Origin of the sequence: Micromonospora sp. DT81.3, from assembly GCF_049847225.1 — a bacterium.
In the GTDB taxonomy this organism is placed as follows: domain Bacteria; phylum Actinomycetota; class Actinomycetes; order Actinomycetales; family Microbacteriaceae; genus Microbacterium.
Genome location: NZ_JBNCNY010000005.1, coordinates 161967 through 176400, shown reverse-complemented (window position 1 = coordinate 176400; position 14434 = coordinate 161967). Strand labels below are relative to the sequence as shown.

General features: G+C 70.4%; 16 protein-coding genes. 5 read left to right on the top strand and 11 right to left on the bottom strand.

What is annotated here, in order from left to right; all coding sequences use genetic code 11:
• Positions 1 to 28 precede the first annotated feature (28 nt).
• The 4 genes from ACPW96_RS13050 to ACPW96_RS13035 form a co-directional block, all read right to left on the bottom strand.
• Entirely contained in the window at positions 29 to 1204 is a 1176-nt protein-coding gene (locus ACPW96_RS13050; protein ID WP_425821321.1) for an FAD-dependent oxidoreductase, read from the bottom strand.
• Positions 1201 to 1899 carry a methyltransferase domain-containing protein gene (locus ACPW96_RS13045; protein ID WP_425883590.1) on the bottom strand — a complete coding sequence of 233 codons (699 nt, stop codon included), beginning with the start codon at positions 1897 to 1899 and terminating at the stop codon, positions 1201 to 1203. Before ACPW96_RS13045 ends, ACPW96_RS13050 begins: the two co-directional genes overlap by 4 nt.
• Entirely contained in the window at positions 1896 to 3017 is a 1122-nt protein-coding gene (locus ACPW96_RS13040) for a type III polyketide synthase (RefSeq protein WP_425883588.1), read from the bottom strand. Before ACPW96_RS13040 ends, ACPW96_RS13045 begins: the two co-directional genes overlap by 4 nt.
• A gap of 96 nt (positions 3018 to 3113) precedes the next feature.
• A complete protein-coding gene (locus ACPW96_RS13035; protein WP_425883586.1) occupies positions 3114 to 4559 on the bottom strand; it encodes an MFS transporter in 1446 nt (481 codons plus the stop codon).
• A gap of 57 nt (positions 4560 to 4616) precedes the next feature.
• Here ACPW96_RS13035 and ACPW96_RS13030 point away from each other — a divergent pair, with 57 nt between their 5' ends.
• Entirely contained in the window at positions 4617 to 5150 is a 534-nt protein-coding gene (locus ACPW96_RS13030; protein WP_425883584.1) for an ArsR/SmtB family transcription factor, read from the top strand.
• Between the two features lie 7 nt (positions 5151 to 5157).
• Here the strand turns inward: ACPW96_RS13030 and ACPW96_RS13025 are convergent, their stop codons facing one another.
• The 4 genes from ACPW96_RS13025 to ACPW96_RS13010 all read right to left on the bottom strand — a co-directional run bounded on the left by ACPW96_RS13025 (position 5158) and on the right by ACPW96_RS13010 (position 9333).
• A complete protein-coding gene (locus ACPW96_RS13025) occupies positions 5158 to 6285 on the bottom strand; it encodes an ABC transporter permease (protein WP_425883582.1) in 1128 nt (375 codons plus the stop codon).
• Positions 6282 to 7178, bottom strand: coding sequence for an ABC transporter ATP-binding protein (locus tag ACPW96_RS13020; RefSeq protein ID WP_425883580.1), 897 nt, complete (start codon positions 7176 to 7178; stop codon positions 6282 to 6284). Before ACPW96_RS13020 ends, ACPW96_RS13025 begins: the two co-directional genes overlap by 4 nt.
• Positions 7179 to 7267: 89 nt before the next feature.
• A complete protein-coding gene (locus tag ACPW96_RS13015) occupies positions 7268 to 7966 on the bottom strand; it encodes a response regulator (RefSeq protein ID WP_425883578.1) in 699 nt (232 codons plus the stop codon).
• On the bottom strand, positions 7963 to 9333 hold the full coding sequence (locus ACPW96_RS13010; protein WP_425883577.1) for a sensor histidine kinase: 1371 nt from the start codon (positions 9331 to 9333) through the stop codon (positions 7963 to 7965). The genes ACPW96_RS13015 and ACPW96_RS13010 overlap by 4 nt, the downstream gene beginning before the upstream one ends.
• A 161-nt stretch (positions 9334 to 9494) precedes the next feature.
• Here ACPW96_RS13010 and ACPW96_RS13005 point away from each other — a divergent pair, with 161 nt between their 5' ends.
• The 3 genes from ACPW96_RS13005 to ACPW96_RS12995 are packed head-to-tail and all read left to right on the top strand — an operon-like array spanning position 9495 to position 11241.
• A complete protein-coding gene (locus ACPW96_RS13005; RefSeq protein ID WP_425883575.1) occupies positions 9495 to 9935 on the top strand; it encodes a VOC family protein in 441 nt (146 codons plus the stop codon).
• Between the two features lie 8 nt (positions 9936 to 9943).
• Positions 9944 to 10639 (top strand): winged helix-turn-helix transcriptional regulator, encoded by a 696-nt coding sequence (locus tag ACPW96_RS13000; protein WP_425883574.1) that lies wholly within the window; start codon positions 9944 to 9946, stop codon positions 10637 to 10639.
• A gap of 41 nt (positions 10640 to 10680) precedes the next feature.
• Positions 10681 to 11241 (top strand): hypothetical protein, encoded by a 561-nt coding sequence (locus ACPW96_RS12995; RefSeq protein ID WP_425821299.1) that lies wholly within the window; start codon positions 10681 to 10683, stop codon positions 11239 to 11241.
• Between the two features lie 106 nt (positions 11242 to 11347).
• Here the strand turns inward: ACPW96_RS12995 and ACPW96_RS12990 are convergent, their stop codons facing one another.
• Positions 11348 to 12193 carry an exodeoxyribonuclease III gene (locus tag ACPW96_RS12990; protein ID WP_425821298.1) on the bottom strand — a complete coding sequence of 282 codons (846 nt, stop codon included), beginning with the start codon at positions 12191 to 12193 and terminating at the stop codon, positions 11348 to 11350.
• 64 nt (positions 12194 to 12257) lie between these two features.
• Here ACPW96_RS12990 and pyrE point away from each other — a divergent pair, with 64 nt between their 5' ends.
• Positions 12258 to 12833 (top strand): orotate phosphoribosyltransferase, encoded by a 576-nt coding sequence (pyrE, locus tag ACPW96_RS12985; RefSeq protein ID WP_425883572.1) that lies wholly within the window; start codon positions 12258 to 12260, stop codon positions 12831 to 12833.
• 124 nt (positions 12834 to 12957) lie between these two features.
• Here the strand turns inward: pyrE and ACPW96_RS12980 are convergent, their stop codons facing one another.
• Together ACPW96_RS12980 and ACPW96_RS12975 are read right to left on the bottom strand one after the other, a co-directional pair.
• A complete protein-coding gene (locus ACPW96_RS12980) occupies positions 12958 to 13533 on the bottom strand; it encodes a YdeI/OmpD-associated family protein (protein ID WP_425821296.1) in 576 nt (191 codons plus the stop codon).
• 56 nt (positions 13534 to 13589) lie between these two features.
• A complete protein-coding gene (locus tag ACPW96_RS12975) occupies positions 13590 to 14399 on the bottom strand; it encodes an HAD-IIA family hydrolase (protein WP_425821295.1) in 810 nt (269 codons plus the stop codon).
• Between the last annotated feature and the right edge of the window lie 35 nt (positions 14400 to 14434).

The window sequence follows — 14434 nt, the reverse complement described above, 5'->3', positions numbered from 1 at the left end:
GGAGGCCTGCGGAGGTAGGCGCCGGGAATCACGCGTCGCGGTCGAGGCCCATGGCATAGGCCCGAGCGGGCACGGCGGCGAAGGGACCGGCGAGCGCCAAGCGCAGCAGCCGCATCGCGGCCCGGTGCGTGAGGTCGGGCCGCGATCGCCCGAGCGACGTGTTCAGACCCGCGAGGCGCGCGGCGGTGCGCGCCGACGTGATGCGGCGCCTCTCCCACACCGCCAGCCGCTCGGCGGGCTCCGCACCGCGGAGTAGCCAGCCGGCCAGCAGCGGCGCCAGTGTCGCGGCATCCAGCAGCCCCAGATTCATGCCCTGCCCGCCGATGGGGCTCACCTCGTGCGCGGCGTCGCCGATCACGAAGACACGGCCGGCGCGCATCCGCCTGGCCACCGCGCGTCGCACCCCGAACGCCGACACGCGGTCGATGCCCGCGGCGATCGCCTCATCGCCGGAGCGGCGGGCGACGGCCTCCCGCAGCCGACCCACATCGCGCGGGTCATCGCTGAGCCACCCGCCCCGCATCTGCTCCCCGCGAGCCGTGAACCGGTCCCATGCCACGAGGCGCCGGCCCCCCTGCGGCAGCGGAAACGACTCGAGCACCCCGGCCGCATCGAGGTGCACGATCGCGACGTCGGCGGGTGCGCCAGCACCGGCATCCGGCACGTCGGCCATCAGGTACCGATCGCGGTAGGTGTGCACCGCCATCCTCCGCGACGGTGCGGCCAGGGAGCGCCCTCCCGAACCCGCCGCGACGACGACGACCGAAGCGGTGGGTGCATCGGCCGGGCCGACCACCCGCACCCGGGACCCCTCTTCCACCAGCGCCTCCACCGACACCCCTCGACGAGGCTCCGGACCCCCGGCGGCCACGGCGGCCTCCGTCGCGGCCTGCGGCACGGTCGCGACGAAGGGGAAGCGCAGCGGCAGCCGGTCGAAGTGCACCTCGCCGAGCACCCGCTCGCGGGTGCGGGCGAGACCCAGGGGGATCCGCACGGCGTCCGCCAGAATCCGGTCGGTGGCGCCCGACGGTTCCAGCGCCGCGAGCACCGGAGCGTGCACACCGATGGCCCGCGAACCGCCGCCGACGTTCTCCCGCCGTTCGAAGATCGCGACATCGAGACCTCGCCGCGTGAGCTCGGCGGCGATCAGCAGCCCGGTGGGACCTGCCCCGACGACGATCACATCGTGATCGGCGGTGCTCATCCGGAGACCGCGTCCCAGCGCGCCAGTACCCGGAAAGGCACGGGTGCGACGACCTGCCACCCCTCGGGCAGCGCATCGCGCAGCTCACCCGCCGTGTAGCTGCGCCGGATGCTGCGCAGACCGTCCGTGCGCAGGAACGACCCGGGAGCGAACGGGGTGATCCCCACGGCATACGCCGTGTAGGCCGTGCGCCCGCGTGCGATGTCGGAGTGCAGCGCGACGCGGGAGGCGAGCGCCATCGAGTCCTGGGCAAGGCCGGTGAGCTGCTCGGCGGTGAGGTGATGCAGCACATGGTTCGACACCACCACGTCGAAGCGCTCCCCCTCGGCGACGAGCTCCGTGCTCAGCGCGGGCCGGTACCGGATGCCGGCGACCGGCGTGCGGGCGTGGGCGACCGCCAGACCTCGTTCGTCCGGATCGATTCCGACGGCGTCCACGGTGAAGCCGTCCGCCCGAGCCCTGGTCACCAGCCGCCGCAGCACGTCACCCGCGCCGCATCCGATGTCGAGCAGGCGCCCGCTGCCACCCGCATCCAGCAGGGCGGGACGGACGTGCCGCTCGTAGACCGTTCCCCAGCCGGCGACCAGTCGGTTGATCACGCCGAAGCGGCGCAGGGTGCGGGCCAGACGCGCCGGATCGCAGTCCGGATCGTCCATGAGCTCGGCGAGCCCCTGGGCGCGGAGGGCGAGCGTCACCCCGCCGCCGCCACGCGGCGCGTGAAGCGCGCAGCCTCCACGGTGAGCCCTGGGCCGAAGCACAGCCCGGCGACGGACGCGCCGTTCGGCAGGGCTTCGTCGGCGAGGATCCGCTGCAGGATGAAGAGCACCGTCGCGCTCGACATGTTGCCGTATTCGCGCAGCACCGAGCGCGAGACATCCATCGCATCGTCGGCGAGGCCCAGCCCACCCTGCACGCGGTCGAGCACGCTGCGGCCACCGGGGTGCACCGCCCACGCGGCCACCGTCGACGGCTCGGTGTCGCCGCCGAGCACGGTGCGGACCACCCCGCGGATCTCACGGCCGACGATGCGCGGGACCTCGGCGGTGAGCTTCATCTCGAACCCCTGGTCGCCGATCGTCCACTCCATGTCGCTCTCGCCCTCGCTGGTGATGGCGGTGAAGAACTCCCCGATGTCGAAGACCGGACCGTCGACGCGAGGGGGGGTCGACGTGACGATCGCCGCTCCCGCGCCGTCGGCGAAGACGGCGGACGCCACGATCTGCTCGGGATCCGTCGACGAGCGGATGTGCAGCGAGCACAGCTCGGCGCACACCACGAGCACCACGGCCTCCGGCTGCGCGTCGACGATGCGGGTGGCGGCGCGCAGCGCCGGGAAGGCCGCGGCGCACCCCAGGAAACCCAGGTGATACCGCTCCGCCGTGGCGCGGATGCCGAGATCCCGCACCAGCCGGAAGTCGGGACCCGGTGCGAAGAACCCGGTGCAGGATGCGGTCACGATGTGGGTGATCTCGGATGCCGCCACTCCCGCGCGCACCAGCGCGTCCATCGCCGCACCCGCGAAGAGGGCCGGCGCCTCCCGGCGGTAGAGCGCGTTGCGGGTGCCGGTCGACGGAGCATGCAGTTCGCGGGAGGCGGCCTCGACGAAGACGCCGTCCTCGTGCGCGGACGCCTCTCCCAGCTCGGCGATGACGCTGTGCCGGCTGTCGATCGCCGATGAGTCGAAGGCGGCGCGGATCAGCCGCGCCGCGAGGCGGTCGATGCCCGGCTGCACCGCGAAGAAGTCACGGACCTGGGACTGGCTGAGTCGGGTCTCCGGCACTGCCGTGCCCACAGACAGGATTCTCGCGGCCATGGTTCAGCCTAACCGCGGAGGACGTGCGCCGGCCGTCCGTTGCGCCCGGCCGCGCCGGCGCACACGACCTGTTCCGACGACCCCCGCGCGTCGCGGTCAGGCGGTCGCGCCCGGCAGCTCCCGCATCCTCCAGAACGGTCCGATCACGACGAAGAGCGCCGACAGGAGGGCGAGGCCCGCCCCGACCCACATGGTGGGGACGACGCCGATCCACGTGCCGAGCAGCCCCGCGAGCAGCGCTGCGATCGGCATCACGCCCCACACCACGAAGCGGATCGAGGCGTTCATGCGGCCGAGCAGCCGCGGTGGCGTGATGCGCTGGCGGAAGGTGACCTGCGTGATGTTGTAGAGCAGCACGGTGAAACTCATGACGAAGCCCTGCGCGATGAGCAGTGGCAGCGCGAACTCCGGCACGGTCGCCGCGAGGGGGAGGAAGAGGGCGACCATGCTGAAGGCCACGGCGCTGACGGGGATGGCGCGTGCTTCGCCGATGCGCTGGACGATGTGCGGCGTGGCGATCGCGCCCACGAACCCGCCGACCGACCCGAGGGCGAAGATGAGTCCCATCGCCGCGGGGGTGAAGCCCAGTTCGCGCAGCAGGAAGATCGGGAGGAGCGTGTACGACAGGGTGCTCGCGAAGTTGGACAGGCCCGTACATCCGACGATCCGCCGCAGCAGCGGATTGTCGAACACCCACCGCAGGCCCTCGCCGATCTCCTGCATGATCGGATTCCGCTCGTGCTTGGGTGTGACCACCTCGGAGTCGCGCGTGAAGACCAGGGCGACGAGCGACGCCACGTAGGTGAAGACCGTCGCGAGGATCGCGATGGGGGCGGTCAGGATGCCGATCAGCCAGCCGCCGATAGCCGGCCCGGAGATGTTCGCCAGCTCGTAGGTCGCCTGCAGCTTGCCGTTCGCCTCGGCGATCTGCTTCGGACGCACGAGCGAGGGGATGATGCTCTGGTACGACACGTCGAAGAAGGTGGTGGCGATGCCCATCACGAGCACGACGACGTAGAGGTGCCACATCTCGAGCACGCCCGCCCACCACAGCAGCGGAACCGCGAGCAGCGCCACCGCCCGCACGGCATCCGCCCAGATCATGACGTGGCGTTTGCGCATCCGGTCGATCCACGCTCCGGCCGGCAGGCCGATCAGCAGGAACGCCGCCACGCCCGCCGCTCCCAGGAGTCCGACCTGGAACTCCGTCGCCTGCAGCACGAGCACGGCGAGCACCGGGATCGCGAGTTCGGTGATCTGCGCTCCGAACTGGCTGAGCGCCTGGCCGCTCCACATCGTGAGGAAGTTGCGGTCGTGCCACAGCGAGCGTTCGGTCGTTCCGCCTGCGGCCGTGCCTTCCTCCGCGGGGAGCTCCGCCTCAGTGCCGCCTGCGACGGTGCCAGCCACGATGTCGTCGGTGCGCTGGTCGGCTTCGGTCGCCTCGTCGGCGGCGCCGCGCGACGCGGGGGTGGATGCCTCGGCGCGGGCCTCCGCCCGGATCTCGGCCTCGACGGCGCTGTCGCGGTCGTGTGATTGGGACATGCCAATCAGTGTTCCGCACCGATTGAGGAAAGTCAATCGGTTCGCTAGGGTGGGGGCATGACGGAGGAACGGCTCGTCCTGAGTCCGGACGACACCGATGCGACCGCCCAGGCGATGGCCAGGGCGCTGAGCTCGCCGCTGCGGCTGCGCGTGCTGCGCCTCTGCGCGTTCGAGTCACGAACGAACAAGGAGCTCGCGGAGCTGCTCGGCGTGAATCCCGGCACGATGCTGCACCACGTGCGCACGCTCGTGCAGACCGGCTTCCTCGCGGCGCAACCCGAGCGCTCGGGTGCCCAGGGCGCGCGCGAGATCCCGTATCGGGCGACCGGACTGTCATGGAACACCTCGATGCCGGAGGGCTCACCGGTGCTCGTCGAAACCTTCCTGCAGCAGATCGAGGGGCTGCCTCCCGGAGACCTCGACGCCACCTGGCTCGGCCTGAAGCTCAACGCGCAGCACAAGGCCGAGTTGCAGGATCGCCTCTCCGAGCTCGTCAACGAGTTCAAGGAACGCGGACCGGATGCCGACGGCGAGACCTACTCGCTGTTCACGGCGCTGCACACAGACCGCAACCCGCCGGCATCCCGGTGAAGCGCGTTCAGCCGGCGAGGGCCTCGCGCAGCTTCACCCGGGCGCCCATCCGCAGCAGCGAGTTCTCGTAGATCTTCGCGCCCACCACGATCGCCCCGATGCACGTGGCGATGAGGATGGCGAGCGAAAGGATCGGCTCCCACCACTGCGCCTCGCCGAGGAAGAGCCGCATGGGCATGCCGACCGGTGCCGAGAACGGCACGTACGACATGATCGCCAGCACCGTCGGGTTGTCGTTGAAGAAGATCACGAGGAAGTACGGCGCCATGATCAGCATGGTGAGCGGCGTGGTCGTCGACCCGATGTCCTCCTGCCGGGAGACCATCGCGCCGGCCGCGGCGAACAGCGACGCCAGCAGGATGAACCCGAAGAGGAAGAACACCGCGAACCACAGGATCGGTGCGCCCAGCCCCGCGAGCAGCTCGCTCTGCCCCGTGACCATCAGTCCGACGATCGCGATGGCGGCGAGTCCCAAAATCTGACCCATCGCGAGGATCGTGTTCCCGATCACCTTGCCGGCCAGCAGGGAACGCGAGGGGATGGCCGAGATCAGCAGCTCGACGACCCGCGTCTGCTTCTCCTCGACGACGCTCTGGGCGATCGTCCCTCCGAAGATGGAGGCGGCGAGCAGGAAGACGATGCCGAACCCGATGGCGACGAAGTACCTGATCGCGGGGTTGCTGTCGTCGGGATTCAGAAGCACCACCTGGGGCACCTGGGCGAGCGACATCACCAGCGTCGTGGGTGCCTCGTCGTCGGCGAGCACCACGTAGTCGAACGGGCCGGATGCCGCGGCATCCGGCACCAGCGCGGCATCCACGTCGCCGGCCTCCACGAGCTGCTCCGCCTCCGCGCGGTCGGCGACCTCGGTGGTCTCGACGCCGTCGATCCCCTCGACGACCTGCGTGGTCTCCGCGGTCACGGCGACCCTCGTGTCCTCCTGGTTCTGGGCGGCGAAGCCGCCGATCACGATCGTGGCGAGGGCCGCGACGAAGAGGATCAGGGTCGAGATCACGAAGGCCTTGCTGCGCAGCTTCGAGGCGATCTCGCGCTCGGCGACGAGCCAGACGCTGGTCAGCTCGCGCGGTGCGGGCGGAACGGTGCCCGCGGGCGAGAAGGGGCGTGCGGTGCTCACTGGATGACCTCCTTGAAGATCTGTGCGAGGGACGGATGCTGCGGGGCGAAGCTGGCCACATCGCCGTGGTCGACGGCGCGTCGCAGCACACGCTGCGCGGTCTCGCCGGAGTCCACGTCGAAGAGGGCGTAGCCGCCGTCGAAGTCGACCACCTCGACCCCGGGCTCGGAGCGCAACCACCCCGCGTCGCCGGCCGAGAGCAGCTCGTACCTGCTCGTGGAGTGCTGCGTGCGCAGGCCCTCGCGCGATCCGGCGGCCCGGATCGTGCCGCCGGCGATGATGACGAGGTCATCGCACAGGCGCTCGACGACATCGAGCTGGTGCGAGGAGAACAGGATGGCGCAGCCCCGCTCGGCCCTCCCCTGCAGCACGCCGGCAACGACGTCGACCGCGAGGGGGTCCAGGCCCGAGAACGGCTCGTCGAGGATCAGCACCTGCGGGTCGTGCACGAGCGCGGCGGCGATCTGCGCACGCTGCTGGTTTCCCAGCGAAAGGGTCTCGACGTTGTCGTTCAGCCGCTCGCCGAGCCCGAGCTCCTGGAGCAGCGCGGTGGCCCGCACCGTGGCATCCGCCCGTTCGAAGCCGTGCAGGCGCGCGAGGTAGACGATGTGTTCGACCACCTTCATGCGCGGGTACAGTCCCCGCTCCTCGGGCATATAGCCGAAGCGGCGCCGGTCCGCCGTCGTCAGGGGGGTGCCGCCGAGCAGCACCTCGCCCTTGTCCTTGCTCAGCACGCCGAGCACGATGCGCATGGTGGTCGTCTTGCCGGCGCCGTTGCCGCCGACGAAGCCGGTGAGCCGACCGGGCGACACGGTGAAGGCGACGTCATCGAGCACCCGCCGGTCGCCGTAGCTCTTCGTGATGCCGCGGAGTTCCAACTGTCCTGAGGTCATGCCTCCACGGTACGGAGGACGTTCGCCGCAGGCATCCGCCGGGCGACGGATTATCGCGCTGCGCACGCGATCAGCCTCGCGAAGGGGACTCAGGTGAGTCCGCTGCGGTGCGCGATGACCGCCGCCTGCACGCGGTCGCGCGCTCCGAGCTTCTGCAGCACCTTGGAGACGTGGGTCTTGACGGTGGCCTCGCCGATGTAGAGGCGCTGCGCGATCTCCGCGTTGCTCATCGCCTGCGCCAGCAGTCGCAGCACCTCGGCTTCGCGCTCGGTCAGGGGCTCGGCGTGGATGGCGGGCCCGGCACCGGGAGCGGGCGGCGCTGTCTGGGCCACTCCCTCCGCCGCCGCATCCCCCGCATGGCGCTGCTGGGCGGCGAACCGCTCGATCACCCGCCGCGTGACCTCGGGGGCCAGCAGGGCGTCGCCGCCCGCGACGACCCGCACGGCGGAGACCAGCTCCTCGGGGCCGGCGTTCTTCAGCAGGAAGCCGCTGGCGCCGGCGTCGAGGGCGGCGAAGAGGTAGTCGTCGCGGTCGAAGGTGGTGACGATGACGACGGATGACGGCACGTCCGGGTCCGCGACGATCCGGCGGGTCGCGGCGATGCCGTCCATGTCGGGCATCTGCACGTCCATGCAGATCACGTCGGGGCGAAGCGCGGAGGCCGCGGCCACCGCCTCCGCGCCGGTCGCCGCCTCGCCGACGACCGTGATGCCGTCCTGCGCCTCGAGGATCGTGCGGAAGCCGGTGCGCAGGACCGCGTGATCATCCACCAGCAGCACGCGGATCATCGAGCGATCGCTCCGGCGGCGGGCGCGTCGGCGTCGGATGGCCCAGTGCCGGATCCTTCTGTGCCGGATGCTGCAGGGGCTCCGGACTGCGCGGCCGGCCGCGCGATCGGCACCCGCACGCGCACCCGGAATCCGCCGCGTTCACGGGGACCGGTGTCGATCGTCCCGCCCGATGCCGCGGCGCGCTCCCGCATGCCGAGGTGACCGAGACCGGGGCTCACGGCGCCCACCGCACGGCCGGTGTTCGTGATCTCCAGCTCGACGGTGTCGTCGGCGTAGCGCAGGCGCACCTCCGCGGTCGCGCCGGTGCCGGCGTGCCGGCGTGCGTTCGTCAGGGCCTCCTGGGCGACGCGATACAGGTTGACCTGCACCACCCCGGCGATGGGGACCGGGTCGCCGACGACGGTCATGGTCGTCGCGAGCCCGGCCGAGGTCGACGCGGTCGCGAGGGCATCGAGGTCGTCGAGACCGACCGTCGACGGGTCGTCGATGCTCCCGTCCGGCGCGGTCGCGGCATCCGGGCCCTCGGGGGCTCGCAGGGTCTCGAGCAGGTTGCGGAGATCTCGGATCGCCTCGCGCGCCGACTCCTCGACCCCGGCCAGCAGGGTCTTCGCGGCCGCCGGATCGCGGTCGATCACGGCCCGCGCCGCACCCGCCTGCACGCCCATCACCGACACGTGATGGGCGACGACGTCGTGCAGCTCGCGCGCGATGCGCACGCGGTCGAGTGCGACGGCCTGCGCCCCCGTCAGCTCCCGTTCCCGCTCGAGGTCCAGCGTGCGCTGCTCGAGCGCCGCCCTCTGGGCGGCGGAGGCCCATGCCCGCTCGCCGAAGTAGTATGCGCCGCCGAAGTACAGCACGTTGACCATGGTCGTGATCAGCATGTACGCGAGGAAGGGCGAGAAGGCGCCGGCCATGACTTCCGCGTCATCCGCCTGCTCGATCGCGTCGCGGTACATCACCACTAGAAGCCACGCGAACATGCCGATGATGATCGCGATGCGCACGATGGCGGCGCGACGCCGGTCCGTCGACCAGGCGCCCACCGTGTAGAGGGCGATGAACATCGCGATGTTGCCGACGTAGATCTCGGGGATGTGCAGCGTCACGGCGACGAAGTACGCGAGCGACACCAGCACCGCGACGACCGATGGCCACCGGCGCCGGACGGCCAGCGGGGCGGCAAGGGCGAACGCATAGCCGACCGCGAGGGGGAGAGGTGCCTGCTCGTCTCCGTAGACGCCGGCGATCGACGAGAGCGCGGCGCTGAAGACGGCGCCGACGAGGATGACCACAGCGAGCACGATGTCGCCTCGAAGCTCCCGCGCGGTGGGCCTGGGGCGCGGCGGGATGTCGGGGGTTCCCATGCCTCCACGGTACGGGGGAGGGCCGACCCGCGGCATCCGTCGCGCGGGGGAGGAACGCTTTCGAACTTGTTATTGACAAGCACGGTTGCTTTTTGCAAGTATCGGCTCATCGCCGCACCTGCGGCATCCACCATCACCGCACACGACCCCTAGGAGCAGTCATGAGCAGCATCTTCGTCAACCTGCCGACGAACGACCTCGACCGCGCGAAGTCCTTCTACACGTCGCTCGGCTTCGGCATCAACCCGCTCTTCACCGACGAGAACGCGGCGTGCATCGTCATCGACGACAACATCTACTTCATGGTGCTGACCAAGGAGTACTTCGCCACGTTCACCGACAAAGCCGTCGCCGACACGAAGACCAGCGCACAGGCGCTCATCGCGATCAGCCGCGACTCGCGCGAAGACGTGGACAAGACACTCGAGGCGGGGCTGGCGGCCGGTGGGTCGGAGCCGCGTCCGGTGCAGGACTACGGCTTCATGTACAACCGCGACCTGGAGGACCCGGACGGCAACATCCTCGAGTTCCTCTACATGGACCCGAAGGCCGCCGAGCAGGGTCCCGAGGCCTACATGGCGGAACAGGGCGCCTCGGCGTAGCCCAGACCATGGCAGCGCGCAGCTACGGGCAGTACTGCGGGGTCACCAACGCCGTCGAGCTGGTCGGCGAACGATGGGCGATGCTCATCGTTCGCGACCTGCTCGTCGGGCCGCGGCGCTACACCGACCTCAAACAGGGGCTCCCGCGCATCCCGACGAACATCCTCAGCACCCGTTTGAAGGAGCTGCAGGATGCCGGTGTCGTGCGCCGCGTGCCGCTGATGAACTGCGGGCTCGTCTACGAGCTCACCCCGTACGGCCGCGGGCTGGAGGACATCGTGCTCGCCCTCGGCCGCTGGGGCTTCCAGTCGATGGGCGATCCGGGGGAGGGTGACATCGTCACGGCGGACTCGATGACGATGGCGTTCCGCACGGCTTTCCGGGCGGATGCCGCGGCCGACCTGCCGCCCGCCGACTACGAGGTGCACATCGGGGAGGTCGTGCTCCGCGTGCGGGTCGCCGGGGACGAGCTGTCGATCATCCAGCTCTCGCCGCCGGCTCCGCCCGTCGGCGGACGCCCGCCGGCCGGTCAGCCCGACGTCGTGATCGCCGCCGGCCCCGGCATCCGGCACGTCATCTCCGGTGCGCTGTCGCCTGGTGAGGCGATCGACCAGGACGTGCTCGCCGTCGTGATGGGCGACGCGTCGCTGCTCGAGCGCTTCGCCGCCACCTTCCACATCCCCCCGCTGGGCGCCGCGGCCTGACGTTCCCGTCGCCGGGCGGAGCGGTGCGCTAGATTCGCGCCATGAGCGACGACAGGGAGCTGCTCGCACGCCAGCGTCGGGATGTGCCCGTCGGCGTCGTCATGGTCGGCATGTCTGTCGTCGTGTGGTGGCCGGCCTTCACCCTCGGCGTGTACGGCGAGCTCTTCTTCGACCAGATCCTCACCCTCTGGGCGGCCTCGACCGCGGCGTTCGTGTTCGTGCTCGTGGAGCGCCAGCCGGTCGGCGCGAGGTTGGCCCGCGCTCTCGTCCTGCTGGTGCCCTCGGCATACATCGTGCTGCTGTTCGTCGTCGGCGAGACGGAGGACATGCTGGTTGCGCTCGCCGACCTCGCGGCGATCGGTGCGGTGCTCATCGGCGTCCCGTTCACCCTGTGGGTGCTGGTGCGCATCGTGTGGCCGGACTTCGCCACCGTGACCACTCGCCGAACCAAATGGCTCATCGCGCTCGTCGTGCTGGGCATCGCCATCGCGTCGTTCGTGCTCGGGCTCAACCAATCGCAGTTCCTCACGTGCGAGGACTTCACACTGAGCGGCAACTTCCTGCCGGACGACTGCACTCCCGCACCGAACCCCGACGACTGACGGCAGGTCGTCAGGCTTCGACAGTCTCAGGCTTCGAGAGGGTGAGGCTTCGACGGGCTCAGGCTTCGACAGGCTCAGGCTTCGACAGGCTCAGGCTTCGACAGGCTCAGCCGAAGATCATGGGACGGTCGTCGTCGTCCTCCGGGGTCTCGAGGGCCAGGTCCACGACGACGGGAACATGGTCGCTCGGCACTTCGCCCTTGCGCTCGTTGCGATGGATCGCGGCGGCGGCGACGGCGTCGGCGAACGCCTTCGAGCCGAGGATGAAGTCGATGCGCATGCCCTCGTTCTTGGGGAAGCGCAGCCGCTTGTAGTCCCAGTACGTGTACCCCGAGGGAACGAGCGGGCGGACGACATCCTGCAGCCCCGCGGCCTCGAGCGCCTGGAAGGCGGCACGCTCGAGCTCGCTCACGTGGGTGGAGAAGCCGGGCTGCACGGCGGGATCGCCGTTGTCGGCATCCGTCGGCGCGATGTTGAAATCGCCGACGAGGGCCAGAGCCTTGTCGGGCGTCCGGGTCAGCGTCTCCTGCGTGTACTGCGCGAGGGCGGTGAGCCAGTCGAGCTTGTAGTAGTAGTGCGGGTCGCCCAGCGAGCGGCCGTTGGGCACGTAGAGGCTCCATACCCGGATGCCGCCGATCGTGCCGCCGATCGCCCGCGCCTCCTGCGGTGCGTCGATGCCCGAGTGCCCCTTCGCGAATCCGGGCATTCCGGGAAAGGCATGCTCGACGTCTTCGATCGGCTCGCGGCTCGCGATGGCGACGCCGTTCCATTGATTCAGCCCGTGCGCGACGACGTGGTAGCCGGCGTCTTCGAACTCCTCGGTCGGGAACTGCTCCGGCGTGCACTTGATCTCCTGCATCGCCAGCACGTCGATGCCCTCGCGCACGGCGAAGTCGAGTGTGCGGGTGACGCGTGCGCGGATCGAGTTGACATTCCAGGTGGCCAGGCGCATGGATCAAGCCTAGGGCGGACGGCCGACGCTCAGCCCCCGCGCGGCGCCGCCCTAGAATCGGGGGATGACCGCCTCCACACCCGAACTCGAGGCCGACCGCCATGGCCTGATCGCCCTCGTCAGGGACGAGGCGGTGTTCCACGGGGACTTCACCCTCTCGAGCGGCAGGAAGGCGTCGTACTACGTCGACATGCGCAAGCTCACGCTCGATCATCGGGCGGCGCCGGCGATCGGGCGCATCATGCTGGACCTGATCCATGACATCCCCGGCGTCGCCGCCGTCGGTGGACTCACCCTCGGGGCCGACCCCATCGCGAACGCGATCATGCACGAATCGGCGCGCACCGAGACACCGGTCGACGCCTTCGTCGTCCGCAAGGAGCCCAAGGACCACGGCCGTGGCAGGCAGGTCGAAGGGGCGGATGTCGCGGGAAAACGTGTCGTGGTCGTCGAAGACACCTCGACCACGGGTCAGTCAGCGCTGAAGGCCGTCGAAGCCCTGCGCAAGGTGGGGGCGGAGGTCGTCGCGGTGGCCGTCATCGTCGACCGGGCGACCGGGGCCCAGGCCGCCGTCGAGGCGGCGGGGCTCGAGTGGCGTGCGGCGATCACCCTCGAGGACCTGCAGCTCGACCCGCAGTAGGGCCGAGCCCGCGCCGGTCGGGGTCAGTCCCCGCGACCGCGTCCCCTCCACCACGCCACCCCGAACACGATGAGCGTGCCGAGCAGCACGATGACCGTCACGGCATAGAGCAGGGCCTGTTCGTTCACAGCGGCCTCTTTCCGTTCGCGGCATCCGCCACGATCTTCGCCACGCGGGCGTCGCGGGTCTCGGGACGCTTGGCCGCATCCACGGCCGCTATGCCGAACTTGCGCGCCGAGGGCGGGAAGGCGTCCCAGTTCTGCCGCGCCGCGGGCTCGGCGTCGAGCGCGGCTGCGAGTTCGGGCGGCTCGATCATCGCCTCGGCGCGGTCGAGGATCGTCCACGATCCGTTCGCCCTGGCCTGCTCGACGGCCCGGATGCCGGCATCCGCCATGAGCCCGGCCGCCTCGAGCTCGATCAGCCGTGCCTTGTTCGTCGCCGCCCACCCGCTGCTGGGGCGCCGGGGCGAGAACCACAGCCCGCCGGTCTCTTCGTCGAACGTGCGCACGGGGCCATCGATCCATCCGAAGCAGAGCGCCTGGCGGATCGCGTCCTCGTACGGCACGTAGCGATCCGTGAACCCGGGGCGCCCGCGCACGAGCCAGGCGCCCTTCGCCCGGGTGTGGTTCTCCTGAAGCCACGACCGCCAGGTCGCGGCATCCGGCGCCACCACCTTCTCGCCGTCATCGAGCGCACCCATGCCGCGACGATACCGCTGTCTCCGACGCTTCGGAGAGCCGGCTAGATGACGCTGCTCTAGATGACTTCGGGCAGCTCGGTCTCGATCGGGTCTGCCGGAAGCAGATCGGCGACGGAGTCCAGCACCTCGCTCGGACGAAAGGGGTACCGCTCGATCTCGGCACGATCGCTGATGCCGGTCAGCACGAGCACCGTGTGCAGGCCCGCCTCGATGCCGGCGACGATGTCGGTATCCATGCGGTCGCCGATCATTCCGGTGTTCTCGGAGTGCGCGCCGATGCGGTTCAGCGCCGAGCGGAACATCATCGGGTTCGGCTTGCCGACGACGTACGGCTCCTTGCCGGTGGCCTTGGTGATGAGCGCCGCGAACGCGCCGGTGGCGGGCACGACACCGCTCGGCGTCGGGCCTGTCGCATCGGGGTTCGTCACGATGAAGCGCGCGCCGGCGTTGATGAACCGGATCGCCTTCGTGATCGCCTCGAAGGAGTACTGGCGCGTCTCGCCGACCACGACGTAGTCGGGCTGCGACTCGGTCATGATGAAGCCGGCCTCGTGCAGGGCGGTCGTGAGCCCCGCCTCACCGATGACGTACGCGGTGCCACCAGGCAGCTGCGAGTGCAGGAAGTCGGCGGTCGCGAGCGCGGATGTCCAGATGCGCTCCTCCGGCACGTCGAGGCCGGACCGCGCCAGTCGCGCGCTCAGATCGCGGGGCGTGAAGATCGGGTTGTTCGTCAGCACCAGGAACGGTGTACCCGCGTCGCGCCAGTACGCCAGCAGTTCCGAGGCTCCCGGCACGGGGCGGTTCTCGTGCACCAGCACGCCGTCCATGTCGGTCAGCCAGCACTCGATCTCGTCGCGGCGCGCCATGCGCCCAGCCTACGGGCCGGGCGTGACCGGCCGGT

Coding starts and splice junctions, on each gene's coding strand:
- ACPW96_RS13020 (WP_425883580.1), bottom strand. CDS start 7,178: ATGACCTCAGGACAGTTGGAACTCCGCGGCATCACGAAGAGCTACGGC.
- ACPW96_RS13005 (WP_425883575.1), top strand. CDS start 9,495: ATGAGCAGCATCTTCGTCAACCTGCCGACGAACGACCTCGACCGCGCG.
- ACPW96_RS13030 (WP_425883584.1), top strand. CDS start 4,617: ATGACGGAGGAACGGCTCGTCCTGAGTCCGGACGACACCGATGCGACC.
- ACPW96_RS12995 (WP_425821299.1), top strand. CDS start 10,681: ATGAGCGACGACAGGGAGCTGCTCGCACGCCAGCGTCGGGATGTGCCC.
- pyrE (WP_425883572.1), top strand. CDS start 12,258: ATGACCGCCTCCACACCCGAACTCGAGGCCGACCGCCATGGCCTGATC.
- ACPW96_RS12975 (WP_425821295.1), bottom strand. CDS start 14,399: ATGGCGCGCCGCGACGAGATCGAGTGCTGGCTGACCGACATGGACGGC.
- ACPW96_RS13050 (WP_425821321.1), bottom strand. CDS start 1,204: ATGAGCACCGCCGATCACGATGTGATCGTCGTCGGGGCAGGTCCCACC.
- ACPW96_RS12980 (WP_425821296.1), bottom strand. CDS start 13,533: ATGGGTGCGCTCGATGACGGCGAGAAGGTGGTGGCGCCGGATGCCGCG.
- ACPW96_RS13000 (WP_425883574.1), top strand. CDS start 9,944: ATGGCAGCGCGCAGCTACGGGCAGTACTGCGGGGTCACCAACGCCGTC.
- ACPW96_RS13010 (WP_425883577.1), bottom strand. CDS start 9,333: ATGGGAACCCCCGACATCCCGCCGCGCCCCAGGCCCACCGCGCGGGAG.
- ACPW96_RS12990 (WP_425821298.1), bottom strand. CDS start 12,193: ATGCGCCTGGCCACCTGGAATGTCAACTCGATCCGCGCACGCGTCACC.
- ACPW96_RS13015 (WP_425883578.1), bottom strand. CDS start 7,966: ATGATCCGCGTGCTGCTGGTGGATGATCACGCGGTCCTGCGCACCGGC.
- ACPW96_RS13035 (WP_425883586.1), bottom strand. CDS start 4,559: ATGTCCCAATCACACGACCGCGACAGCGCCGTCGAGGCCGAGATCCGG.
- ACPW96_RS13040 (WP_425883588.1), bottom strand. CDS start 3,017: ATGGCCGCGAGAATCCTGTCTGTGGGCACGGCAGTGCCGGAGACCCGA.